Genomic DNA, 24,850 nt, shown 5'->3' with positions numbered 1-24,850 from the left:
TTTACACCTTAGATCAAGTAATTGTAACTCTACTTTTGAAGTGACTGACAATGCAGGTGCCACAACAGTAGTAAAAAAGTAATTTATCCGAATAGACTTGGGTTAATAAAAAAATCCCGCCACAAAGAGGCGGGATTTTTTTTATTGGTAAAAAAGTATGGTCTATTTCTTAGCCGTTTTTGCAAAATCGCCTGCCTTCACATACGAAATCATTTCGGGCTTGATGTATTTTTTCATCACCGCATTGATTTGTTCTACCGTAATAGCATTTACTGCTTTTTCATAACTCTCCACCCACTTCATATCACGGTTTATAAACTGATAATTGTTAAGTGTGTTCGCCAACGAATTGTCTTGCGCACGTGTTACCGATTGGCCTTGTGTCCAACCTGATTTAGCCGCAGCCACTTCTTCGGCAGTAAAGCCATCGGTGATCACCTTTTGGATTTCTTCTTTGAAAGCGGCTTCCAACTTAGTCGCATTTTCCGGAGCATAGATGGCATATGCGTTGAAGGTACCTACATTATCCAAGGATCCGGCAAAAAATTGTGATCCTACCCCATAGCTCAATCCTTCTTTTTGTCGAATGCGTGTCGCTAATCGTGAATTTAAGAATCCACCACCAAGCATGTAGTTCCCTAAAATCAAAGCTGGGTAATCGGGATTGTCATCGCGCATTTCCATTCCTAGGCCAGCTAAGAAAAATGCATTCGCTTTATCGGGAGTTTCAATGTTTTCGTTGATAGCCGCCACCGGAGTGTACTTACTAACCAATCGCTGGAAAGGCTGAGCACTTTTCCAATTTCCAAACAATTCGCCAATCAAGGATTTAATGGCGGGTTCATCAAAATCACCAACAAAAGACATGGTGGCGTTATTGGCACCATAGAAATCAGTATGAAATTTTTTTACTTCTTCCAATTTTAAAGCTTTTATACTGGCCAAGCTTTCATCAAACGACTCCACGTAGCGAGGATCGCTCTTTGGATAAGGATTCATATGCTGTTGCATCCGAATGCTTGCCTTTGCTGTAGGTTCGCTTCGTTGTGATTCAATGCCCGCAATTTCTTCTTCTTTCAATTTATCAAACTCATCAGCAGGAAAATTAGCTTCTTTCATTACTTCGGCAACGAGCTTCAATACTTCTGCAAAGTTTGGTCGGGTGGTTTCAATGTTCACCGATGCCTGTGTAGCACCTCCAAAAATTTGCACGTTGGCTTTTAGCCTATCAAACTCATCTTTGATTTGTTGACGAGTATGTTTGCTCGTGCCTTTGTTCAGCATACTGGCTGCAAACTCTCCAATCGTTCCCTTATTGGCCAGCGATTGCTCTGTTCCTAGCCGCAAGGTGATTCGTCCTTGCACCGATTCGCCACGTGTTTTCTTCGATAGCATCGCCACTTTCGCTCCGTTGGCCAAGGTCATTTTAGAAGTACGGGTTTCAATATTGGCAGGAGAGGGGTCAAATGCTTCACCTTCGGCAATGGTTTGTGTACCCTTATAATCTTTCACTAATTCTTGCACATTGGGTGCATCAGGAATTTCAGCGCGATCGGGTTTTTCGGTAGGTACGAAAGTGCCAACGGTGCGATTATCAGCCTTCAGATATTTTGAAGCTACCCGTTTGATGTCCAGTAATGACACTGCCTTTATTTTATCGCGGGTGATGTAAAGCATTCTCCAATCGCCCATGCCTATGTATTCACTCAATTCTAAGCCAATACGCTCAGATGAATTGAATGACAAGTCGATGTTTTTTAGAATTTCATTTTTAGCGCGCTCGATTTCTTCTTTCGGAGGCAGGTTTTGGCTAAATTCATCAAACACTTTTAGCATTGAGTTTTTAGCATCGTCCAACGACTTTTCTTTCAATACTTCCGCGAAAGCGAGGAGAATACCTGGGTCTTGCAGTTGAAAATTGATAGAGCCAATGCTGCTTGCTTTTTTAGAATCAACCAACGCTTTATACAGTCTGCCACCTGGTTCTGTAGAAAGTATTTGATTGAGTACTTCAATCGCTGGGTAATCAGCATGCGTACCGGGTGGAATGTGATAGCCCACCATCACCATTTGCACATCGCCTACTCGCTTAACAGAAACGGTACGTTCACCATCTTGTGTGGGGTCTTTGGTGTAGGTGGTTTGTAATAAACGCTCCGGCTTAGCCATTGGGCCAAACTTTTGGTTAATCATCTCTAGCGTTTTGGCTTCATCAATTTTTCCTGCAACAATCAATACGGCATTATCTGGTTGATAGTGCTTGCGGTAAAATGCCTGCAACCGATCGATTGGCACATTTTCGATATCAGAGCGCGCTCCGATCGTTGACTTTCCATAATTGTGCCATTCAAAAGCAGTGGACATCACTCGTTGCCATAGTACTCGCCATGGATTGTTTTCACCCATTTCAAATTCGTTCCGCACGACCGTCATTTCGCTGTCCAAGTCTTTCTTGGCGATGAAAGAGTTTACCATGCGATCTGATTCCAAATCCAACGCCCACTTTAGGTTTTCTTCTGTGGCAGCAAATGTTTCATAATAGTTGGTTCGGTCCAAAAAAGTTGTACCATTAGGACGACATCCATGTTCGGTGAGTTCCTGAGGAATATTAGGGTGCTTGGGCGTGCCTTTAAAAACTAAGTGTTCCAGCAAGTGGGCCATGCCCGTTTCTCCATAGTTTTCGTGTTTAGAGCCAACCAAGTAAGTGATATTCACCGTAATGGTCTGTTTTGATTGATCAGGGAACAACAAAACACGCAATCCATTAGACAATTTGTACTCCGTAATACCCTCTACCGTAGTAACTTTTACCGGAGGAGATAAAGCAGGCTTGTCCTGCATCTTGGGTTTTTCCGGTGTACCTGATTGCTTTGCCTTTCCTTTGTTTTGAGCCAACGCTGGCGTTAGCATCGCCACCATCAACAAGAGAGCAAGTGATAATCGCATATAATTTGAGTTAAATTTTTAGCAATGTAAACGATTTCAAAAGTTCTTGCAACCTGTATTTTCCTTGTATTTTTTAGATTCATTAACCAACTAATTGTACCATCCACCACCAAGCGCTTCCGGTAGTTAGTTCACTGAAACACAGATGGTATGGCTTCATACACTCATCTGGATCGGAATCTTTCACAGATTTGAGTGCGCGCCATTCTCAATCATTTGTGCAATGGTGTTTCATCATTGGTTGATGATGTGTTGCATTTAGTTCAGTACTTTTTGTAAAAATGTTTTTACTGGAATAGAAATCTGGGAGCGAAATCCACCTTCAGTTTGATCAAGTTGAAAGGTAACGCCATTTGTGGTCACACGCATTTCAATATTACTCAGACCAACAGCCGAAAGGAAATTGGGAGAGAAGCGATAAAATATAGTATTTTCTTGTATTACTTTCCGATACAAAACTTAGAAAAAATGTTTGCTAATAAATCATCGGAGGTGATGCTGCCGGTTATTTCACCTAAGTAGTGCAGCGCTTGGCGGATGTCCATTGCTAGTAAATCGCCTGTGGTTTCGGTGTCCATGCCTTGCAAAACACGCTCGAGCGATTCGTTTGTCTGCAGAAGATTTTGGTAATGTCTAAGGTTGGTGACTACCACATCGCCTTGCTTCACCTCATTCACCTTGAAGAGCAAGAGGATTTTATCTTTCAACAAACCGATATTGGTTTTGGTGGTTGCCGAAATCAAAAGAAAATCACTTTCTAGTTCGCGTACTAAAGCTTCTGGTGCTTGGTCAATCTTGTTACCAATTTTCAAGTAGGGGATACCCAATTTTTTAATTGCTTCTTCCTCGTTTTTGATTTCTTCCGGATTCGTTTTTGTTAAATCGAACATATACAGAATCAAAGAAGCTTTCTTCATCGATTGGTGGGTACGCTGCACACCAATGGCTTCAATGGTATCGGTGGTTTCGCGCAAGCCAGCCGTGTCCATAAAGCGAAAGGTGATTCCGCCCAACACCATTTCATCTTCAATCACATCGCGGGTGGTGCCAGCAATTTCTGAGACAATTGCCTTTTCTTCGTTCAACAATGCATTCAACAAAGTAGATTTGCCTGCATTGGGTTTACCTGCAATCACCACGGGCACTCCGTTCTTTATCACATTGCCTTGGTCAAACGAAAGAATCAATGGCCGTAAGTACGATTGAATCTGATAAATTAATTTTTTTAAGTCATCGCGCTTGGCAAACTCCACATCCTCTTCGCCAAAATCCAATTCCAATTCAATCAAGGAAGCAAAATGAATCAGTTCCTCACGCAAATGTTGAATTTCATTTGAGAACCCTCCTCTCATTTGGTTGAGTGCCGCTTGCCTTGCATTGTCGGTTTCGGCATGGATTAAATCGGCCACGGCTTCGGCTTGGGCCAAATCAAACCGACCATTCAAAAAAGCGCGCTTGGTATATTCACCTGGTTCAGCCAATCGCGCCCCATGCTTTAACAGTAATTTAATAATCTCTTTTACAATGGTGGGCGACCCATGGCATGAAATTTCGATGGAGTTTTCTTGCGTGAAAGAAGTTGGTTCCCTAAAAACAGAAACCAATACTTCATCAATTGGACGTTCGCCATCCATGATTACGCCAAAGTGAAGGGTGTGTGTAGGTTGTTTCGTTAAATCTTTTCCTTTAAAAATTTTGTTTGTGAGCTCAATCGACTGATTGCCCGACAGGCGGACAACGGCAATGGCACTGATGCCTTGTGGTGTTGCTAAGGCAACAATGGTATCTTCAAACTGATTCAAGATTTTTGATTTAAGATTTGTTGATTTCAATCAGTGATTTCAAGATTCCTAATCCTCACATTTAATGCCTAATCTCCCAATGTCTCCCTCACAATCAATACGGGAATATTCACTCGATGCCGCACGGTATCTACGGTGGCACCAAACACCAAATCTTTTGCCCACTTGTGTCCGTGCGCACCCATCACCAGTAAATCTGATTTGAATTTATCAACGATTTCAGGAATCACTTTTCGTGGATTGCCAAATCCAATCTCCATTTCCACGCGGTATCCTTGTGCCACCAACTGGTCAACATACTTTTGCAAGGCAAGTTTATCTTCTCCGGATTCTCGGTCGGCAATTTCGCTACCATACCAAAGCGCCCCGGCCGTTTCCACCACGTGTACCAATTGATAAGTGGCATACTTTCCGCCTTGCGACAAGGCACTTCTAATGGCCAAGTTATCGATACTGCTAAAATCGATGGAGATAGTAATTTTTTGATAAATTGGTTTATCCAAATCCAGCAGCTCGCTTCCTGTGCCGTGCGGCAACTTTGCATTTCGCTCTTGCCTTCGTCTGTCCAACAAAGGTTTGAACGTGATGTATAAAAGCAACCCACCCGTTGCCAAACAAAGTGGAATGACCAACAGATAAATCAACCACGCGTATTCCCCAGCGTTTTGTAACCAATTTTGTACCTCCTGATAGACCAGTTTTACATTTAGCGACACAATGATGAACGCAATTACCCATGCCGCAATTCTTACCCAGGGCTTGATAACAAATACACCCATCTTAACTTTATCACTGGTGAAATGGATAAGCGGTATCACAGCAAAACCCAGTTGCAAACTCAAAACCACCTGACTGAACACCAACAGTTCACCTGTTTTGTTTTCTCCGTAAAGTAGTATCACAATGTAGGCTGGTATAATCGCAATCAATCGTGTAATGAGTCTGCGGAGCCAAGGAGCAATGCGCAAATTCAAATACCCTTCCATTACAATTTGCCCGGCCAGTGTGCCTGTTATAGTAGAACTTTGTCCTGCGGCCACCAATGCTACACCAAATAATATGGATGCCCATTTGGTGCCGGCAAGCGGAGCCAAAAATTTGTATGAGTCTTGAATGTCAGATACTTCGAACATTCCTGCTCTAAAAAAAGTGGAGGCGGCCAAAATCAAGATGGCAGAGTTAACGAAGAATGCAGCGTTTAGCGCAATAGCAGAATCAATAAAGTTGTATTTGATGGCAGACCATATTCCTTTTTCGGAAGTGTCGATTCTTCTTGTTTGCACCAGTGAAGAATGCAAGTAAAGATTGTGCGGCATGACGGTTGCACCAATGATACCGATGGCGATATACAAGGCCTCGTCTGACGGTAGCGATGGAATGAAACCCTTCATTAATTCACCCACAGCTGGTTTTGCCCAGATCATTTCCATCAAAAATGAAACACCAATAATGGCCACCAGCGCTATAATGAAGGCTTCAATCTTGCGCATGCCGTAACTTTGCAAAACCAAGAGCAGGAGGGTATCCAGCACCGTAAGCGTAACGCCCCAAATCAAGGGCAATCCAAAGAGCAATTGTAAACCAATTGCCATCCCTAGCACCTCTGCCAAGTCGCAGGCTGCTATCGCTATCTCTGCTAAAATCCACAAACAAAAATTGACTACGGGGTGATACGAACTTCGCGATGCCTGGGCTAAATCCAGTTGCCGAACTACACCTAAGCGCGCACTCAAACTTTGCAGCAACAAAGCCATCATGTTGCTCATTAACAAAACCCAAAGCAATGCGTAGCCAAACTTACTACCACCAGCAATGTCAGTTGCCCAATTGCCCGGATCCATGTAGCCAACGCTCACTAAATACGCGGGTCCCAAAAATGCCAATAGCTTGCGCCAGCCCTTTCGGTTGGTAGCATCCACCGAGGCATTCACTTCGCTTAATGACTTTCGTTGTAAGGTCGCTTCATTCATACTTATTTGAATCTTAAGTTTCGGGCTGCGTGCCACCAGCTTCAAGCTAGACTGCTAACCTAACTTAACAAACCTGTTTTCTATATTTTTGCTTTTATAATCCAACGTCTAAGTCTCAAGTTCTAATCCCCAAACTCCCCAATCAAGCATTCACCAAAATATTTTCCGATACCTCCTTTGAAAGAAAATATCGCTGATGTCCAATGCTCACTTCCATTGAGCCATCGTACTCTTGCCGCTCCACCACTTTTACTTTTTTGCCTGGGTGTGCCCCGATTTTGTCTAAGTACTTTAACAACTGCGAATCCGAATCCTTCACAGCCACGATGATGGATTCACTACCCACTTTGGCAACGCTCAACGCCATTTGCTGAGTGGCCTTAATTTTTCCGTTGTTGTCAGGAATAGGGTCACCGTGGGGGTCTACTTTAGGGAAGCCCAGGAATTCATCCAACTTTTCAATCAAACGCTTCGATTGGATATGTTCCAACTGCTCGGCCACTTCGTGTACTTCATCCCATGAGAAATCCAGCTTTTGAACCAAAAACGTTTCCCATAGTCGATGCTTGCGGATGACCGATAATGCTACCGTTTTGCCCTTGGCGGTGATGTTGACACCATAATACTTTTCGTATGAGATAAAATCTTTGTTCGAAAGCTTCTTAATCATGTCCGTAACCGAGGCGGCTTTGGTATTCATAACTTCCGCCAATTCGTTGGTGGTCACCGATTGTCCGCCAGCCTTTGAAAGGTGGTAAATGGATTTGAGGTAGTTTTCTTCCGTTAGGCTAATCATCTGACAAAAGTACATTTTTTAGGTAAGCCTAAAAAATATTTTCAACAACATATGGAGATTCATATTTGGATCGGTTGATCAATGGCTTCCAAAAATTTTGTCTCTTCCGATTGCCAAGTGAGTTGAAATGATGCGCTTGAGTCAACTGAGTTAAAGCGTTGGCTCTTTAATTGGGTGACGATTTCGGCAGGCTCATAGGCTGCAAAGTCAAAGGACAAAGCACCGCCAAAGGGCTGGCAAAAGTCCATCCAAGGCTTGTGGTTCTGCAATAGAATTGGCAATCCACACCCCAGGTATTCATAAAGTTTGGTTGGGATTTTATCGGCAATGTGTGGCGATAGTGGGTAGGAAACTATCCCAAAGTTTGCTGCCGAAATTGCATCCAAAATTTCTGGATGTGGAACCAATTCATTGCCGCCCCTCAGGGTAATAAAAGGATGATTTTGAACAGCAGATTTAATTTCCTCCAAGGTATTTTTGACGGCACAAAATCCAATAAGGAGTAGCTCTATTTTGGGGTCAATCGCGTGTAGTTTTTTGGCAAATTCGATGGCCCTAAAAACACCCGTGCTTTCGGCCAAAGTGCCACTAAAAAGAAGTACTTTTTTTTCTGGGTCGGGTAATCGGGTAAAGCGTGGTGGAAGAAGAACCTTGTTCTCAATCACTGTATATTTTGAGTAGACGAAACCGATTTCTTTTTCGTAACTTTTTTCTGCGAAAATAAAATGGTGAAAGAGGGGAGAAGTTAGCTTCTCTTTTAGCCTCACCCATCCTGCCAAAAGTGGTCGTAAGAGATGCGGAAAAGAATTTGTTAATAGAATATTTCGCCAGTAATTTTCTTGAATGTCGTAGATAATAGGAGTGCCAAAGAATATTCTGTTTAGCACCGCAACTATCAATAATTCATGGGTATTAACTATCAATAGCTCAGGTTTTACTTGATATATTTTTAGACCGATTTTTAAGGGGGCAACCAATCGAGAGAAGCTTAACCGATTAAACTTTTTTAACGGTAAAAAGTGAATTCGCAGGTTGCCCGAATAGCTATTTTTGGTGGGTTGGCCGATCAAAAAAACCTCCCCACCATGGGCCGCCAATGTGCTAGCCATTTTCTCAAAAGCGCGGGTATCGTTCACTGGCTTTAATACGGAGGCAATGACTATTCTTCTTTTTTTCATTTCTTGCAGCCCCGTTTAATAACCGGCTTGTCTCAACCCTAAAAGTAACTTAAAAAATAGACCTTAAAATATACCCGTTCATGCAACTACAACAACAGATAGAAAACGCTTGGAATAACCGCGAACTTTTAAAGGAATCGGACACCCAAAATGCCATTCGCGAAGTGGTGGAAAAGCTGGACAAAGGGAGCTTGCGTGTGGCTGAATTAAGTAGCGATAAATGGGTTGTAAATGAATGGGTAAAGAAGGCCGTTATTTTGTATTTCCCCATTCAACAAATGCAGACCATTGAGGTAGGGCCATTTGAGTTTCATGATAAAATCGCTTTGAAAAAAGAGTATCAAAAATTGGGAGTGCGCGTGGTGCCTCACGCCATTGCCCGGTACGGTTCTTTTTTGAGTAAAGGTGTAATTATGATGCCAAGCTATGTAAACATAGGTGCGTATGTTGATGAAGGAACAATGGTCGATACGTGGGCTACGGTGGGCAGTTGTGCGCAGATTGGAAAGAATGTTCACTTAAGTGGAGGTGTCGGGATTGGTGGGGTTTTAGAGCCCGTTCAAGCTGCACCTGTAATTATTGAGGACAATGCCTTTATCGGTTCGCGCTGCATTATTGTGGAGGGCGTTCGGGTTGGCAAAGAAGCTGTGCTGGGTGCCAATGTGGTGCTTACGGCCAGTTCCAAAATCATTGACGTAACTGGCAACTCAGCCATCGAATATAAAAGTTATGTACCCCCGCGATCAGTTGTTATACCTGGCTCTATACCCAAAAAGTTTGCTGCTGGCGAATACCAAGTGCCTTGCGCGCTCATCATCGGCACACGAAAAGAAAGCACTGATAAAAAGACATCCTTAAATGATGCTTTGCGCGAGAATGGGGTTTCGGTCTAAGTTGGAGGTCGGTTACTAGTCATTGTTTTACCACATAACCCAACCCTTCATGCTTAATGCTCCACTGCCTCGTGCTTAATGTATTGGCATAGCCTTTGATTCTCTGGATGGATACCATTAAATTTGCAGTATGCGTTGGTTACTAGGTCTTATAGCAGTCGTTATCAGTCTGGCTTTTATCCAAGAAGTAGAGACTTCTAAAATTGCGAATAAAAAATCCACCATCTCTACCGGAGAACGCCTTGATTACAGAATGTACTTGGGCATCTTTACAGTAGGCAAGGGCACCACTTCGGTTGATAAAAATTTCCATTCACGCAACACGCGGTCATGTTTTAAGGTAGATGCTTACATGGAAACATTGGGCATGGCCACCTGGATTTCAAAAGTAAATGACAATTGGGGTGCCTACATTGACACGGCAGAGTTGGTAACACATGAATCGTATCGAAACCTAAAAGAAGGTTCCTACCGATTGAATGAATTGATCAAATACAACCATGAAAAAGATCAGGCAGCCGTTCAAGTAGCCGATAAAAAAACAGGTGTATACGGTGAGCCTAAAGTTTATTCTACCCCTGACCAAGTGCGGGATGTAGTGGCGGGATTTATGTATTTAAGGATCATCGATTTTGCCAAGTATAAAGTGAAAGATACCCTCACAGTCTCTGGCTTTTTTGAGGACAAGGCTTATAGTTTTAAGATTATCTACTATGGCAAGGAGACGGTGAAAACAGATATGGGAAAGATCCCTTGTTACAAGTTGGTACCCATTATGCCCGACAACCAGTTGTTTAGGGGAGAGAATTCAGTTACTGCTTGGATTTCTGCTGATGGTAATCAAATCCCGGTAAAGGTGGATGCAAAAATGTTTGTGGGCCATGCGGGCACAGAGTTGGTGAGCTTTCGCGGATTGAAAAATCAATTAAAGGTTATGCGCTAGTGTGCAAAATAGCTTAGGATACTATTTGTAATAAGCGCGAGAACGTTTCGATGCTGACGGGCTTTACCACAAACTCTTTTACCTCAGGGTATTCTTTTGATTTGTTCATGTCACGCTGATCGATGGAAGAACTTACCATGTAAATTTTTATTTCTTTGGTAAGCGTATTTTTCAGTTGAACAAAGTCTTCTAAAAACATCCAGCCATCTATAAAGGGCATGTTAATATCCAGAAACAAATGGTCGGGCAACTTATCGGCAGATGCCGCATTTTCTTTCAAATACTGAATTGCATCCCCACCATTTTCAAAGCTAATAATCTCACCGGCCAACTTTGCAGACTGAATCAGCCGAGATGCTGTGAACTTGAAGATGTTATCGTCATCAACTAATGCAACAATTGCCATAGGTTATTGGGTTTTGTTTAATAAAACAGTAAAAGTAGTTCCAATGTTCAACTCGCTTTCTATGCTTATCTCGCCACCCATGGCAACTATTTGGTTTTTTATCATAAAAAGGCCTATTCCGCGACTTTCCGGATGTTTGTGAAAGGTTTTTCTAAGCTTAAAAATATGATTCCCATACTTTTTCAGGTCCAAACCCAAACCATTATCTCTTACCTTCATCACAATGGCGCCATCCAGATTTTGGGTGGATACATGAATTTGAGGGGTTCTTTCGGGGTGTTGGTATTTCAATGCATTGGTGATCAAATTCATTAAAATGCTTTCCAGGTAAATGTTTGGATAAACAATTTCAGGGGCGTTTTTGAAATCGGAGGTAATAACAGCCTTTGTTTCGGCTATGCGTGCACTCAATTGATTTTTAATGCCTCGCAGTGTTTCGGCAAAAGACAAAACTTGTTTCTCGATATCCTGGTTTTGCCTGATTTTCAATACTTCATTTAGCTCTGTAAGATTGCCAAGGATTTTATTTCCTGATTCGCGCAGCATTTTGAACAGATATGTCTTTTCCTCGGGGTCGCTGCTTTTTTCGTATAAGTCTAATAAAGCCAAAATATTGCTTGCGGGCGATCGAAGGTTGTGCGATACAATTTGAGTGAACTCCTCTAACTGATCATTCTTTTTTTTCAGGTCTTCAGCAATGATTGAAAGGCGCGTATTTTGTTCAATGATTTTCGATTCAGATTCCTTCCGTTCGGTAATGTCGCGAAACTCAGTTACCCGCAAGGTTTCTCCTTTGTAGGGCACATTCTTGCCGTGTATCTCTATGTTGTAGCGACTGCCATCTTTTTTCACCCCAATCACATCGTAGGGCAGCGAATATCCGTTTTTAATGTGCTCTATCACTTGCGCACGAAACTCTTCGGCTATCAAATTCAACCCGTTCATGCCAATGAGTTCATTCACTTCATAGCCCGTCATGTTTGCAAGGCCTTTGTTGACATCGATAATCTTACCCATCTTGTGCAAGGCAATTCCTCCAAAGGAAGCTTCTTGTAGGGTTCTATATCGTTGCTCACTATCCTTCAATTCCTGTTCTGCCAATTTTTCGTTGGTCACGTTCTGCATTACTCCTAGCATACGATAAGCCTTATTTTGATTGTTGAACATAAAAAAACCACGGTCCCACATGTAAACATAACCTTTCTCTTTTGTTAGAAACCGATAGGTAATGTCGTATTCGGTTTTTTCAGCATTTGCCTTTTCCAATAAACTAAATGCCTCTTTTCTATCCTCTGGATGGATCAATTCACCCCAACTTTCAATCGTCTCGACTTCTGCTTGGGAATATCCTACCTCATTTAAAATATTCTCACTCCAAATAATTTGACCGGATGGGATATAATAATCGTACACAATTTGGCCGGATGCTTTGCTGACCAATTCGTAACGAGTCTGCCAATCTTTGTTCTCAATCTCAATTTGCTTTCGCTCTATGGAGGCGCCAACGGTCAGGGCAAAAGAATTCAATATGGAGAATTCTGCTTGCGTGATTTCGCGTTCTTCTTTGCATTCATCAATTCCTATAAACCCCCAAAACTTATTTTGTACTTGGATGGGCGTAATAATGAGCGATTTTACTTTGTATTCGAGTAAGGCACTTCTAAATTCTTCGTCTTCAACATGGCGAACATGCTTTATAAACGATTTTTTTTCGCTTAGCTTTTTATAGAGGGAAGGAGCAGCGGCATAGGGGAAATCTTGTAAGTTCGGATTTAGGATTTGGGGTTCTGCTACACCTGAATTCCATTCCGCTTTTAGGCTGCAATAGACACCGTCTGTCTTTGTGCTATTTTGAAAAATATAAACGCGGTCGGCTTCGGTCTTTTGCCCTAATATTTCGATGGCTTTTTTTAATCCAATCCACGTGTCGGTTTCAATGGCTAAATGACCCGTTGCCTCTGCAAGGGCTGACAGCATCTGGTCTCGGTGGTGCAATGCTTGCTCATTTTCCTTGCGGTGTGTAATGTCTCTGCTAGAGATAATCATTTTTTCAATGTCTCCATGTTCATTTATAATGATGTTTCCGTTGGCCGATAGCCAAACATATTCTCCACTGGCTTTTCGATATCTGAATTCTGCTCTTTCTGTAATCTTATTAGCAGATGATTGCTTGAACTTCTCCCGGATGACCGGTAAATCATCTGGATGAACAAGATGGAACATCGATATGCCAATGAGGCTTTCTGGTTTGTGCCCCAATACAGTAAAATGAGAGGGGCTCAAAAAAACAAAATTTCCTTCACTATCCACTTGACTCACCATGTCAATCATGTTGTCGGTGATGGTTCGGTACAACTCCTCACTTTTTGAAAGATTTAATTCTGCTTTCTTTTGTTCAGTTACATTGCGAAAACTCCAAACTCTCCCCACCACCTGATCGCCCAAAATTTGAGGTGTTGAAAACCGATGTAGAATAGTGCCGTCTTTCAAATGGATGGTTACGTTGCTCTCTAAAATAGAATTGGCATACAACTCCTTTACTTTGGCTTGAAACTTTTCGGGTTCTAAAATTTTGCTTAAAGCCTTTTGCACCAATACCTCATCGGGTTGATTTTTTGCTTCCTCTTCGGTCATCCCAAAAATGGACAAGAACTTTTTGTTGAAAGCACTTATCTTCCCATCGTTACTTACTACCAAAATTCCATCGGCTGTAGATTCAATAGCGGCTTGCAGCAAAGAGACTGACTCACTTTTTTCCATTTCTAGTTTTTTTCGATCAGTAATGTCAATTACTGTTCCGATCATTTTAACTGGCTGATGGTTATCCAGTAAAATCTTTCCGGTTCCGTAGATCCAGCGCGGTATTCCATCTGGAGGGATGACTCGATGATGAGTAATGTATTGAGTTTTGGAAACGATTGCTCTTTCGATATCGTTTTTTAGTATTTCAACATCCTCTGAGTGAACAAACTTCAAAGACTTTTCAAAAGTTAAGTTTTTGAAAGAGTCGTCTAAATTGTAAATGGCCAAAATTTCATCTGACCAAACAATCTCGTTGGTAATCATGTTCCATTCCCATATCCCGATGTTGGCGGCTTTAACTGATAAAGCCAATCTATCATTGCTTTCTTGTAGGGCTTTAGCAAATTCTTGGCGATCTGAAACATCCAAAACCAAAACTAGTACACCCACTATTTTTCCATTTTCATCTGAAATAGGGCTGTAGTGATCCTCCCAAAAGGAGCGACTAAGAAGTGAGTCTCCATATTCTTCAACCTTTGAAAATGACTCCCCCTTCAAGGCTTTGTTAAAATTGACTTTCGCTTTTGTACGGTCGGGCTCACTCAAAAATTCCAGCATGCTTTCGCCTATCTTGATGTCTGCATCCCAGATTTTTTTCATGATGCGCTGATGCTGAGGGCTGAAAGAAGTATATCGAAAGTCTTGGTCCAGCGAAAAAATAACGACCCCTGTTGCTTGGCTTACGATGCTATTGGTGGAATGATTCGTAGTTAGTGGCATGGGCAAGAATACTTGGCGAAAGTAGCTTGGCGAAGCCCTATTAATTATCTTAATTCAAGAAATTTATTACCTAAACCTTACCTCTACTTTGTCAGATAAACGCTCAATTTTCATTTTAACTGCTGCTAAAATAAAGCCCATCAAGTTGAGAGAAAAGTAGAAAGTGCGGAAATGAGAGAGGAGTATACAATTAAACCTTCATCCCATCGCGTGTTGCATGGATGTTCTCTTTTCCTGTTTTGGCAATACCATCTACCACACTATTAAATTGCTTTTTTAGTGACTCCACTGATTCATCCACAGTATCTTTTATGCCATCAGCAAATTTGTTAGATCCTTTCATCAACTTAGCCTTTGTTTCTTTACCACTGGCTGGCGCCAACAGCATGCCGATAGCCACCCCAACAGCCGCTCCGGCCAATAGTCCGCCAATTAAATTTTTAGAATTCATAATCGTATTTTTTAGGTTATGACCTAGAGCACTCCAAGAGCATGCCATCCGCTAAGTATTGTGTTTACAACCTACAACCCATTTTTTGGTTGGGCACATGTGGAGAAAATACACAGCGTTGGATAGAAAAGTCATCATAAAAGAAAACCGCTTCGAGTGAAATGCTATTCTGCCAATTTAAAGCGTATGTAAAAAGAAGTTCCTTTGGTAAGCTCGCTTTTCACATCTATCTGCGCACTGTGACTGACCAGAATATTTTTAGTGGTGGTTAGGCCTAACCCCATGCCCCCGTGTTTTTCAGTAAAAAAAGGGTCAAATAATTTGGAAATATTGGCGGCAGGAATGCCCTTGCCATTATCCTTTATTTCGATTGTAATGATTTTATCCACTAGTGACGTTCGAATGTTTAATATTCCATTTTCTAAAGGCATGGATTCAATGGCATTTGTTATGATATTCAATAAGGCTATTTGGATTTTGTTTGGGTCAATCAAAATTCTGGGCAACTCTGGCTGATGATTTACGTGTAATTTTACTTGGTTCAATTTTATACGATCGGCAGCAAGCGCAATCACCCCTTCTACTATTTCACGCGGATTCACTAATTCAAGGTGAAGTTTTTCCGGTTTTGAAGATGTAAGCATTTCGTCTACCAATTTCTCGATTCGTAAAGAATTTCGCTCAATGATGTCTCCATATAACTTGATGGCAGGGTTGGTAGTTGGCAATTCATCGCGTAGTTGATCGAGTGCTAGATTCAAATTGGTAAGTGGGTTACGGACTTCGTGCGCGATGGTTCTGGCTATTTTTCCTGTAACCGAAAGTCGTTCAGCGATCAGCATATCGTATTCTGCTTGCTTGCGGATGGTAAGATCATGGATGATGCCCTGGTAGCAACAGAGCTCTGCAGGTTGATCAGGAATAAAGATGCAATTCAATAAGCAGGTTTTGGGGTCCCCTGACTTGGTAAGAAGCACAACTTCAAAATCCTTTACTTGTTGGGTATTCTCTAACGATTCCTTAAAAGAAAGAAAATCCTCAGGCTGTAAAAAAATGGATTTGATGGTTAAGTTTTTGCCTTCCTCTTTTGTGTAGCCAAAGAAATTTAGAAAGGAGTCATTCAAATCCTTTAGTTCTAATTTGTGATTGGCAAGAAAAATCGCATCTACAGATCGCTCAAAAAGTGAACGGTATTTCTTTTCTTTTTCATCCAGTGTTTTAATGGTTCTGGCATTGCTTAACGCATAGCGAATGCTTCTTTCTAAAGTGGATGCATTGATTTCACTTTTCACCAAATAGTCTGCTGCTCCGTAGCTGCTTGCATCAATATCTACTTTTAAATCGCCTTGCCCTGTTAATAAAATACAGGGGGTAAGAATCCCTTTGCTTTGAATGAATCGAATAAGGTCTAAACCGTTTTCGCTACCCAAGCGATAATCGATAAGATTTACATCATGCGTAGCTGTAAGCATGATATGCCTAGCGCGTGCAAGATCAGATTCGGAGGACACCTCAAAATCGAAATTCCGAACTTCAGACAAATACGTTTTTGCTAAAAAAACATCGTCTTCATCGTCTTCAACCAATAGCACTTTAATTATCGTGTTTTTCATTTTAATTTCTGGTTCTACTGTCAGTTCTGAAAAATAGTGGTTTGACTCAGCCAACAATTCTTATGCGCAAGTATTTGTGGCCTTCAATTTAGTATCAAGATAAAAGTAGTTTACAGGCTAGGTGGATGTGCGGTGAAATGGTTATCCCAAAAATGTGATAACTTTTTGTGGGTCAGCATTAAAAGTTGGGGAGTAAGTCTTATCAAACCATATCTAAACATTTAAAAATCCAATTGTAATAATAGTGATGTTGGAATGTAGGTAACTTCCACACAGTCAAACCTTTGAAAGAGCCAAAAACCAATCTGTGGAGTTATCCACATTTCAATATCAACCCATTTTTATAAAAGCTTGTTAGTGCCTTTACTCCCCAACTTTTGAATGTGATCCCTTTTTGTGGTTGTTTTATTAATCAGAGATATTATAAAGCTTTAGTTTATTGTACAAGGTTTTGCGGTCGATATTTAAAAGCTCGGATGCTTTGGATTTATTGTAGTTTACTTTCTCTAACATGTTTAATATCGCTTGCCGCTCGGCCGTCCATGCTATGGATTTCAATAGTCCCACATTATCTTGTGACAACTCAGCATGTCCATTGGCAGCATTTTCGAGCACGATTTCAGGTGGTAGGCTTTCCCGCTCTATCATTTCCCCACTCGTTAACAATACGGCTCGCCTAATTACATTATTCAATTCGCGCAAATTTCCGTGCCAATAGTAGTGTGAGAGAAAATCCTTTACTGGTTCGGAAAAACCAACAATTTTTTTGGCAAGTGAGTGATTGGCTTTCTGTAAAAAGAAATCAGCATAAAACAAAATATCATCTTGGCGCTCACGCAAAGGGCTCAATTGAATCTTGAACTCGTTTAAACGGTGATACAGATCTTCTCGAAAACTTCCCTCTTTTACAGATTGGGTAAGATTTTCGTTTGTGGCAGCAATGATGCGCACGTCAATTGCAGTATCTTTGTTTGCTCCAATGCGTTTTATTTTTCGTTCTTGTATAACGCGAAGTAACTTTACTTGATTCTCGTATGATAAATTGCCGATCTCATCTAAAAAGATAGTTCCTCCATTGGCCATTTCCAAACTGCCTGGTTTGTCAGCTATTGCTCCGGTAAACGAACCCTTCAAGTGGCCGAATAATTCGCTTCCGGCAAGCTCTTTTGGAAGGGCCCCGCAATCAATTGCCAAAAAAGTAAAACTTGATCGCTTACTAAGGCGATGAATAGATTGCGCCACAAATTCTTTTCCGGTACCTGTTTCACCAGTTATAATCACTGACATATCAGATGGTGCTATCAATTCAACATGCTTTTGTACTGCTTTGGATTGCACGCTTTTGCCCACTATGAATTGATTGGTGACAGTAGCGTCACTAGAAGACTTTTTACTTTCTGAAACTTGATTAAGCGAAGTTTGTTGTAGTTGATGTTTTAGTTCATTTTTAGAAATGGTTTCTTGTATGCTGGCCAGTAGTTCATCGGGATACAACGGTTTGGTGATGTAGTCATTGGCACCATAGCGAAACGTTTCTACCGCAGTTTTCACATCTGCATAACCCGTAATAATGATAACGGCTACGTTTGAATCCAGCACCTTGATTTTTTGCAATAATTCAATGCCCGTAAGATCGGGCAGCTTAAAGTCACAGAGTATAAGATCAAACGCATTCATGCGCATCAGATGAATGCCTTCTGCTCCGGTATAGGCGCACGAAACAGTGTAATTGCTTTTCACCAAAAAATTTGACAACACCAGACAAATGTCTTTGTCGTCATCCACCACTAAAATATGCTGCATGCTGATAGGAGAAAATTAAATAAATGGCAACAACAAGAAATCCAAAATATCAGAAACCACTATTAACCGGAACACACCGTATGGTCAAGTTATTTTTTAAGGCTAGAGAAATAATTTCAGTGCCCTAACTCTTCTTTTGTAAAGAACTCTTCTTTGGTAAAGAAAGGGAAGAATAGTTTGAAAAGCCCTACTATTACACCAATGAAACAAATATAGCCTATTATAAGTACAGAAGCGAAAAGAAAGATGTCTTTCATAGTTTTTCTTTTTTGATTCTCGAGTAGCAAAATCATGCCATTTGCAAATAAACCCTTGCGCCTCCTCAGTGGAGAAGAGTGTGGATATTTATACACGTTTGCGGGGCAAATTGCCTACAGTAGTGAAATTGAAATTGGTCGAGGCGGCCAATATAACCCTACGCTTGTCTGGCATAAATTTTACATCAGTGAAGTTCTAAGACAACAATTATGGGAAATCTATTATTACATCATTGCGGTGGTGCTTATCATTTTTTGGCTTCTGGGTTTCTTTGTCTACAGCGTAGGCTATCTCATTCATATTCTTCTAGTTTTTGCAATCATAGCGATTTTGGTTCGCGTGATAAGGGGTGAAAAAGCTGTCTGAGAGAAATCCATCTAATGGTTAGATATGATTTCTAAAACTAGTAGAGCTACGAAAATACGGTGGGCATTGATTCTGCTCAGCAGCGTACTTCTTTTGCTTTTGAGTGGCTCTTTGCTATCGAGTTATATCGAACAAAAAATACAGCATGAAATCAATGCTAGGGGAGGAGCTTCGACCTTGATTGACGTGAGCTTGCTAAAACGCTCCATCCATATCACTGATTTAAAACTAATCGCAGTACCTGATAGTACTGGCATGAGTCGATATTCTATCGGATTTCACACGGCTTCCGTTGAGGGGGTTCATCTTTTTGAACTTGTGATTCAGCGTAGACTGGAAGTGGATATTGTAGCTATTGAAGGTGGTACGGTTCGTTATGATAAAACGATGTCAAGTAAGCATTTGAAAAAAGATAGTACGGTTAGTTACCCATCTATTCAAATCAAGCAACTTTCGCTGATTGCGATTGAAGTGGAGGTAAAAACAGACGCCACCACCTTTGTGACCGCCAATGTTAATGCACAAATAACTGATTTCTTTCTTCCCATTGATTCCTTTCAGTTGTTGCTTCCCAAAGCGGCCGAAGTGAAGATGACACTTCTACATGTTGCTATTCAAGATCGTCAAGGGATGTACAGCGGGAAAGTTGCTCGTTTTTTTTGCGACACCCAAGAACAATATGTAAGAATTGATTCGATTGAATTAGTTCCGAATTACGGCAAATACGAGTTTGCACACCGATTGGGAAAACAGACCGATCGGGTTACACTGTTGGTTTCTACAATAGCAGTGGAGGGATTGCAATTCTCAGAGCTGCTCGATAGCTCTTTTAAGGCTTCAAGAGTTCGTATCGATTCGTTTGAGGTGGTTGCCTTTCGCGATAAGCGTGTAGCAGACCTTGACGAGCAAGTTGTGCGATTGCCCATGGAAACATTTTTAAAATTCCCTTGGAAGGTGAACATTGATTCGGTATTGATTAACCACTCGCGTGTGGTGGTGGAAGAAGTTCCAGAGAAGGGGAATACTAGTAGCCTGATTACATTTGAGGATATCAATGCTTCGCTGACTGGGTGGAACAATGTAGTTCATGAAGAAAACCAAAAACATGCATTGCTTCATGCAACGGGTAAGTTGATGGGAGAAGGCACCATCAACGCTTGGTTTACTCTACCACTCGATGGCAAGGAAATGTACAATGCATACGGTTCAGTAAGAAAAATGTCGTTTGCAAAGCTGAACCCGGCATTGGCGCCTCAAGCTAATATTCGCATCGAGACCGGCTACTTAAACGAGCTTACCTTTAATTTTTATTATAACGATTTAATATCCAAGGGTTCGTTGGAATTGGATTATCGTGATTTGCATTTAGTCAGCTTAGGAAAAGACCATCATTCTAAAAATGGCCTACGGACATTGCTACTAAATGCAATCGTAAAAGATAATCGAAACAAATCCATGTCATCTGCCAAAAGGATAGGAGAGATTAACATCTTGTGCGACCGGAGGCGATTTATTTTCAACATTTGGTGGAATTCCATTCGCGGGGGATTGCGATCAATTGTATTGCGGACGGGTAAAAAAGATCATGCCCCTGTTATTTCTGTCCCATCAAAAATGGAAGCAACAAAGTAAGATACGATCGGTGGTAGAAGATTTTACCCTAGTGGGAATTTACCTCTACACCCGTTTGCTCCAACTGCCTGAAAATGATTTAGATTTCTTGTTCTGATTCATGGTATGGTTCTTACTTGTAAGATTCGTACGCAGTTAACATTTGCCTTATGGAATCAAATAAAAAAAATCCAACCCCTACCAAAATACAATTCACCAGAGGCAATCCCAATTTCCAAGCGTTTCAAAATATACAAGGGGAGGAGAGTGAAGAAGAAATCGAACCGTTGAGTGATGAGGAACAACTGGCAGAAACCAAACAACTTGAAGAAGAGGAGCGAGAGCGTGAAATTGAAAAAACATATGAGGAAGAAGACGAAAGTGATAAAAAGGATCGAACACGCTTTTAATTCATGACCAGAAACAATCCAACCAATTAAACTATCCAGGTATGCAAAATGAAAAATCCATTGCGGTGTTGAATACACTGATTGAAATTAATAACGATAGAATTGAGGGATACAGAACAGCTTTTAGACAAACAAACGAAGAAGACTTACGATCTCTTTTTTCTAGATTAGGCCGAACCAGCCAAAAGTGCAAAGCCGAACTGGTCCAAGAAGTAAACAGGTTAGGCGGAACACCCATTCAAGGCACTAGAAATACAGGAAAAGTTTTTAGGTTGTGGATGGATTTAAAATTGACGCTAACAGGCAAAGACAGAAATGCCATTCTCGATTCGTGTGAGTATGGAGAAGATGTGGCCACCAATATTTATAATACGGCAATTATTGAACGTACCAATGTTTTAACCATCATTCAGAAGAAAATGATCGGTGATCAATGTCGCATGATAACTTCCGATCACGATAAGATCAAGCAAGAGCGAGATACCGTATTGCTCGATAAATGAAATTTAAGAAATAAGCAGAAAGAAGTTTGGGGTAAAGATTGATCTCTGATTATAGGAGACTTCTCGGTTTCGGGAAGCCTCTTTTTCACTTTTACTTTCAATTTGCATCTTGACGTGGCTCACAATCCTCAGTGATACGCTTCCGAAGCTGTGTCCTGTTTGCCCAGACGAAGTTTCTTGCAGGTGGGACCTCGACACCAAACCTGCCGGCAGGCGTTGAACGAGGATATAAACTTCTGACTACACCTCACTGCACCGTTAAAGGAATGTTTTGTAATACACGTGTGCCGCATTCACTTATCTATTTTTCAATTCCTTTACTATCGAGATAATGTCAAGGTCGCCTAGTCCACTGTCAAATCCTTTCTTTAAAAGTTTTCTATGATTGGTAAAAAGAGGTAATGAAATTCCATATTCGTTTGCCAAGTCACAGATCAAACGAGTGTCCTTGTACACAAGTCGGAGTGGGGCTTGTGCGCTGTAGTCGTTGTCCAGTATTTTTTGGTATTTAGATTTGAATACAGCGTTAGACATGGGGCCTGAGTCAATCATCTCTAGGTATTCCTTTTCCTTAAGTCCGATTTGTCTGGCAAAATTTACTGTTTCCATCAGTCCGTTAAACATTGTTATTAACAGTAAATTGTTGGCCAGCTTCATTTTTGATGCATTGGGAATTTTCCCACAATGAACTGTCTTTCTGCTAAACGAATTAAAAAGATCACTGAATGAGTCTAGCTTTTTAGTTGAACCTGCTGTAAGTAATAGTAGCGTTCCGTCTATCGCTGGTTTCCTTGAACCAGAAATAAGACATTCAACATATTCACCTCTAAACTTCTTTATAATCTTGTTCAGTTCAACCGAACTCTTTGGCGAAATGGTACTTAGATTAAGTAGCGTCTTATTTTTAAGTCGTTTGTTTGCCGCTGAAACAATCTCTTCTATTTCTTTATTTGTTGGCAGGACAAAAAGTATAATGTCGGCCTGCTCTATTACGTCTATCGGTGAGTCTGCAATGATTGCTTTGTTTTTAAAGTAGTCAAGTGTTTTCTTAGTTCTACTTGAAACAACTACTTGAAAACCAGCTTTAATTATGTTGTCCGCTATTGGTTGGCCCATTGAGCCAAGCCCAATAACTCCAATCTTCGTGTCTTTGCTCAAATTCATCTTTTGGCGTCTTCAGTTTCTAGTAGTTTGTGGTTAAACCGTCTAGTGGCATTGTGCATAGCGATTTGTGCTTGTGACAGTAGCGGGATTTTGAAACTGCATCCTGCCCCACGAGCAGAACGAAATTAGGAAAACAAAAGGTAATGTCAACACGTCACCCCGCTATTGCATAAGCACAGTGTGTGCGCCCATCAGATTTCTAAATCATTCTGCCTACTTTATAAATCAGGATGCTTACTTCTTACTCAGCGGTCGATCTTGTGAACTTTAGTACGCTCACTTGCTTGTATTGGGGGCTAGATGCGCCAAAAAGCGATTTTACATATTGCTTTAAGTCCTGCGCTACGTCTAAAAGGCCTGTCGTTTCACCGTAAAGGGGTTTTGTCTCTCGAGATACGGGCGTTACTTAACGCTGTGGTCGCAGAAATTACGGCTGTGTGCTTTGTTCTCAGGTCTGTCAGTACTGTATTAAGCGTTGCAACTTTCAATTCATGATCGTTGGGGAGATATTTTGGCTCGGCAGTCAGTGTTGCTATTCAAAGCTGGCAGTTTTAATGCCGCTTTGCTCGGATTGTACGTTGCTCCATAGCAGGTACAAAAGCTAATGAGGTCTTCAAATGTTGCTACATTTTTTTTGGTTTTATGACTTAGTTCAGGGGAGTCTTGTTGAGCAGCCTAGTGAGGATTTATAAATTTTGGAGAGCCGCCATTATTCTTTCATTGATGTTTGGAATCGTTCATGTCTTGAATGGCTTCATTACCGGATTATTTTTAGAATCGTTTGTGCAAGCCATTCTGGCAACTTTCTCTGGATTTATTTTTCTAGCCATTCGGGTGAGGACTAAAAGTATTGTTTTAGCAATTGCTATTCATTGGCTCTGGGATTTCTCAGTCTTTATGTCCGCGACAAATCCTCATGAGGGAAGCAAAATTATTGCGAGTCTGGTAAGTATTATCCTAGCAATAAGTCCCTTGGTTTTCGGTATTTTAGGGATTGCCCAACTAAGAGACAAAAAGGTGGTCGAGGGTTTTTTGGCCGAACAGCCTGAGTCAATTTCCTAGTAGCTATCTCTTTTTTTTGTGAACTCAGTTGCTAATTTGCAGCATTAGCATCTTTACCACCCCCAGAATAATTGTTACTTTTAAAAAGCCCGGCACCTACGGTCCCAGTTAGTCTTCACTTTTGTTTGGTTCTTCAAAAAGAATCGCATATCCTTTCCAATCGGGATGGCTATTTACAAGCGCTTGCAAAATGCCAACCATTGGAATAAACAACACCATCCCCGAGAACCCCCATACCATACCTCCCACTATTACTGCGGTGAATACCATCATCGCATTCATCTCCATTTTGTCGCCAACCAATTTTGGGCGCAAAAAATTCTCCTGCACCAGATTGGATGCATAGAGCGAAATGCCTGCAAAAAGCACTACCCAGCCGGAGTCTTTGGTGATCCACATGAACAACAAGATCACGATAAATGCGATCAGGTTGCCGATGTAGGGGATCAGGTTAAGTACGGCAATGAAAACACCAAAAAAGAAAGCATACCGTACGCCAAAAAGAAGTAGGATAATAAAACTCATCAGTGCGCAAATACCCGTGAGCAATAACGTACCGGACAAATAATTTTTGATGGAGCGTTGGGCCTTCAATAAAAAGCTCTGCGCCTGCTCCAATCGCTCGCCAGAGAATTTCTGCAACGTAAAACGCGTTATTAATGCCCGATAGTTGAGTATAAAAAATAAATACATGGGTATTAGTGTAAGCGTAACCAGATTCTTGCTCAATTTGTCGATCTGTTTCGCTATCCATCCAATAATGCCACCCATATTTGATGTGCCAGAAGGGGCAATGCCCAAAGCCTGAATGGAAAGTCCGAAGGTTCGTTCCACTGAGCTGGTCAGTTGATCGATCCCGATCTTCACTTTCTCGTAGAGTGTAGCCTCTTCTTTAATGATATTCACCGCCTCATACACGAGAAAAAAAAAGATGGCACCGCCCACCACACAAAAAACCAGCGTTGAAAACACCGCGGCACTAGCACGTGAAAACTTTTTACGCTCTAAAAAATCGCACAAGGGATGCATCACAAATGCAAACAAAAAAGACCACGCAAAAGGAACCATTAGTTGCTCACCCACGATCAGGCCTGTGATCAGTAAAGTCACAAACAAAAGAAAGGTAGTGTATTTTTGTAGGCTATTTTCCATG

General features: G+C 41.3%; 20 protein-coding genes. 7 read left to right on the top strand and 13 right to left on the bottom strand.

Features of this window, described 5'->3' with window-relative positions; translation table 11 throughout:
* Positions 1-162: 162 nt before the first annotated feature.
* The 5 genes from KA713_07285 to KA713_07265 form a co-directional block, all read right to left on the bottom strand.
* Positions 163-2,910, bottom strand: coding sequence for an insulinase family protein (locus KA713_07285; GenBank protein UXE69066.1), 2,748 nt, complete (start codon positions 2,908-2,910; stop codon positions 163-165).
* A 476-nt stretch (positions 2,911-3,386) separates the two neighbouring features.
* On the bottom strand, positions 3,387-4,751 hold the full coding sequence (gene mnmE, locus KA713_07280; GenBank protein UXE69065.1) for a tRNA uridine-5-carboxymethylaminomethyl(34) synthesis GTPase MnmE: 1,365 nt from the start codon (positions 4,749-4,751) through the stop codon (positions 3,387-3,389).
* 65 nt (positions 4,752-4,816) lie between these two features.
* A complete protein-coding gene (locus KA713_07275) occupies positions 4,817-6,718 on the bottom strand; it encodes an Nramp family divalent metal transporter (GenBank protein UXE68371.1) in 1,902 nt (633 codons plus the stop codon).
* A 142-nt stretch (positions 6,719-6,860) separates the two neighbouring features.
* Complete coding sequence (locus KA713_07270) at positions 6,861-7,514, bottom strand: metal-dependent transcriptional regulator (GenBank protein ID UXE68370.1); 654 nt, start codon at positions 7,512-7,514, stop codon at positions 6,861-6,863.
* 59 nt (positions 7,515-7,573) lie between these two features.
* Positions 7,574-8,692, bottom strand: coding sequence for a hypothetical protein (locus tag KA713_07265; GenBank protein UXE68369.1), 1,119 nt, complete (start codon positions 8,690-8,692; stop codon positions 7,574-7,576).
* Positions 8,693-8,772: 80 nt separating this feature from the next.
* Between KA713_07265 and KA713_07260 the strand changes: the two genes are divergently transcribed.
* Together KA713_07260 and KA713_07255 are read left to right on the top strand one after the other, a co-directional pair.
* Positions 8,773-9,585: a 2,3,4,5-tetrahydropyridine-2,6-dicarboxylate N-succinyltransferase gene (locus KA713_07260; protein UXE68368.1), complete on the top strand. Its 813-nt coding sequence runs from the start codon at positions 8,773-8,775 to the stop codon at positions 9,583-9,585.
* Positions 9,586-9,715: 130 nt separating this feature from the next.
* A complete protein-coding gene (locus KA713_07255; protein ID UXE68367.1) occupies positions 9,716-10,528 on the top strand; it encodes a DUF3108 domain-containing protein in 813 nt (270 codons plus the stop codon).
* 13 nt (positions 10,529-10,541) lie between these two features.
* Here KA713_07255 and KA713_07250 read toward each other — a convergent pair whose 3' ends face one another.
* From KA713_07250 to KA713_07225, 6 genes are all read right to left on the bottom strand, one after another.
* Entirely contained in the window at positions 10,542-10,934 is a 393-nt protein-coding gene (locus KA713_07250) for a response regulator (GenBank protein ID UXE68366.1), read from the bottom strand.
* Positions 10,935-10,937: 3 nt separating this feature from the next.
* Positions 10,938-14,456, bottom strand: a complete 3,519-nt coding sequence (locus KA713_07245) for a PAS domain S-box protein (protein UXE68365.1) — start codon at positions 14,454-14,456, stop codon at positions 10,938-10,940.
* A 190-nt stretch (positions 14,457-14,646) separates the two neighbouring features.
* The gene (locus KA713_07240) at positions 14,647-14,907 is read right to left on the bottom strand and encodes a YtxH domain-containing protein (GenBank protein UXE68364.1); all 261 of its coding nucleotides are present in this window, start codon (positions 14,905-14,907) and stop codon (positions 14,647-14,649) included.
* 164 nt (positions 14,908-15,071) lie between these two features.
* Positions 15,072-16,520, bottom strand: a complete 1,449-nt coding sequence (locus KA713_07235; protein UXE68363.1) for a PAS domain S-box protein — start codon at positions 16,518-16,520, stop codon at positions 15,072-15,074.
* A gap of 408 nt (positions 16,521-16,928) precedes the next feature.
* Entirely contained in the window at positions 16,929-18,323 is a 1,395-nt protein-coding gene (locus KA713_07230; protein ID UXE68362.1) for a sigma-54-dependent Fis family transcriptional regulator, read from the bottom strand.
* 116 nt (positions 18,324-18,439) lie between these two features.
* A complete protein-coding gene (locus KA713_07225; GenBank protein UXE68361.1) occupies positions 18,440-18,580 on the bottom strand; it encodes a hypothetical protein in 141 nt (46 codons plus the stop codon).
* 34 nt (positions 18,581-18,614) lie between these two features.
* Here KA713_07225 and KA713_07220 point away from each other — a divergent pair, with 34 nt between their 5' ends.
* From KA713_07220 to KA713_07205, 4 genes are all read left to right on the top strand, one after another.
* Entirely contained in the window at positions 18,615-18,947 is a 333-nt protein-coding gene (locus KA713_07220) for a lmo0937 family membrane protein (GenBank protein UXE68360.1), read from the top strand.
* A gap of 24 nt (positions 18,948-18,971) precedes the next feature.
* Positions 18,972-20,579, top strand: coding sequence for a hypothetical protein (locus KA713_07215; GenBank protein UXE68359.1), 1,608 nt, complete (start codon positions 18,972-18,974; stop codon positions 20,577-20,579).
* A 149-nt stretch (positions 20,580-20,728) separates the two neighbouring features.
* Positions 20,729-20,968: a hypothetical protein gene (locus KA713_07210; protein UXE68358.1), complete on the top strand. Its 240-nt coding sequence runs from the start codon at positions 20,729-20,731 to the stop codon at positions 20,966-20,968.
* Between the two features lie 41 nt (positions 20,969-21,009).
* Positions 21,010-21,471, top strand: coding sequence for a PA2169 family four-helix-bundle protein (locus KA713_07205; GenBank protein ID UXE68357.1), 462 nt, complete (start codon positions 21,010-21,012; stop codon positions 21,469-21,471).
* A 297-nt stretch (positions 21,472-21,768) separates the two neighbouring features.
* Here KA713_07205 and KA713_07200 read toward each other — a convergent pair whose 3' ends face one another.
* Positions 21,769-22,635 (bottom strand): NAD(P)-dependent oxidoreductase, encoded by an 867-nt coding sequence (locus KA713_07200; GenBank protein ID UXE68356.1) that lies wholly within the window; start codon positions 22,633-22,635, stop codon positions 21,769-21,771.
* Between the two features lie 678 nt (positions 22,636-23,313).
* Here KA713_07200 and KA713_07195 point away from each other — a divergent pair.
* Positions 23,314-23,697, top strand: a complete 384-nt coding sequence (locus KA713_07195; GenBank protein UXE68355.1) for a CPBP family intramembrane metalloprotease — start codon at positions 23,314-23,316, stop codon at positions 23,695-23,697.
* A 108-nt stretch (positions 23,698-23,805) separates the two neighbouring features.
* Here KA713_07195 and KA713_07190 read toward each other — a convergent pair whose 3' ends face one another.
* Positions 23,806-24,849, bottom strand: coding sequence for an AI-2E family transporter (locus tag KA713_07190; protein ID UXE68354.1), 1,044 nt, complete (start codon positions 24,847-24,849; stop codon positions 23,806-23,808).
* Position 24,850: the final 1 nt, after the last annotated feature.

The sequence above is a fragment of the Chryseotalea sp. WA131a genome (assembly GCA_025370075.1).
In the GTDB taxonomy this organism is placed as follows: Bacteria; Bacteroidota; Bacteroidia; order Cytophagales; family Cyclobacteriaceae; genus ELB16-189.
The sequence above is the reverse complement of the archived record's forward strand: the minus strand, read 5'-3'. Positions and strand labels throughout refer to the sequence as shown.

Excerpts from the sequence above, each read along its gene's own strand:
- KA713_07270 (UXE68370.1), bottom strand. The coding sequence starts at position 7,514 with ATGATTAGCCTAACGGAAGAAAACTACCTCAAATCCATTTACCACCTT.
- KA713_07240 (UXE68364.1), bottom strand. The coding sequence starts at position 14,907 with ATGAATTCTAAAAATTTAATTGGCGGACTATTGGCCGGAGCGGCTGTT.
- KA713_07205 (UXE68357.1), top strand. The coding sequence starts at position 21,010 with ATGCAAAATGAAAAATCCATTGCGGTGTTGAATACACTGATTGAAATT.
- KA713_07225 (UXE68361.1), bottom strand. The coding sequence starts at position 18,580 with ATGAAAGACATCTTTCTTTTCGCTTCTGTACTTATAATAGGCTATATT.
- KA713_07230 (UXE68362.1), bottom strand. The coding sequence starts at position 18,323 with ATGCAGCATATTTTAGTGGTGGATGACGACAAAGACATTTGTCTGGTG.
- KA713_07200 (UXE68356.1), bottom strand. The coding sequence starts at position 22,635 with ATGAATTTGAGCAAAGACACGAAGATTGGAGTTATTGGGCTTGGCTCA.
- KA713_07285 (UXE69066.1), bottom strand. The coding sequence starts at position 2,910 with ATGCTAACGCCAGCGTTGGCTCAAAACAAAGGAAAGGCAAAGCAATCA.
- KA713_07265 (UXE68369.1), bottom strand. The coding sequence starts at position 8,692 with ATGAAAAAAAGAAGAATAGTCATTGCCTCCGTATTAAAGCCAGTGAAC.
- KA713_07215 (UXE68359.1), top strand. The coding sequence starts at position 18,972 with ATGATTTCTAAAACTAGTAGAGCTACGAAAATACGGTGGGCATTGATT.
- KA713_07220 (UXE68360.1), top strand. The coding sequence starts at position 18,615 with ATGCCATTTGCAAATAAACCCTTGCGCCTCCTCAGTGGAGAAGAGTGT.
- KA713_07210 (UXE68358.1), top strand. The coding sequence starts at position 20,729 with ATGGAATCAAATAAAAAAAATCCAACCCCTACCAAAATACAATTCACC.
- KA713_07245 (UXE68365.1), bottom strand. The coding sequence starts at position 14,456 with ATGCCACTAACTACGAATCATTCCACCAATAGCATCGTAAGCCAAGCA.
- KA713_07255 (UXE68367.1), top strand. The coding sequence starts at position 9,716 with ATGCGTTGGTTACTAGGTCTTATAGCAGTCGTTATCAGTCTGGCTTTT.
- KA713_07235 (UXE68363.1), bottom strand. The coding sequence starts at position 16,520 with ATGAAAAACACGATAATTAAAGTGCTATTGGTTGAAGACGATGAAGAC.
- KA713_07250 (UXE68366.1), bottom strand. The coding sequence starts at position 10,934 with ATGGCAATTGTTGCATTAGTTGATGACGATAACATCTTCAAGTTCACA.
- KA713_07190 (UXE68354.1), bottom strand. The coding sequence starts at position 24,849 with ATGGAAAATAGCCTACAAAAATACACTACCTTTCTTTTGTTTGTGACT.
- KA713_07260 (UXE68368.1), top strand. The coding sequence starts at position 8,773 with ATGCAACTACAACAACAGATAGAAAACGCTTGGAATAACCGCGAACTT.
- KA713_07275 (UXE68371.1), bottom strand. The coding sequence starts at position 6,718 with ATGAATGAAGCGACCTTACAACGAAAGTCATTAAGCGAAGTGAATGCC.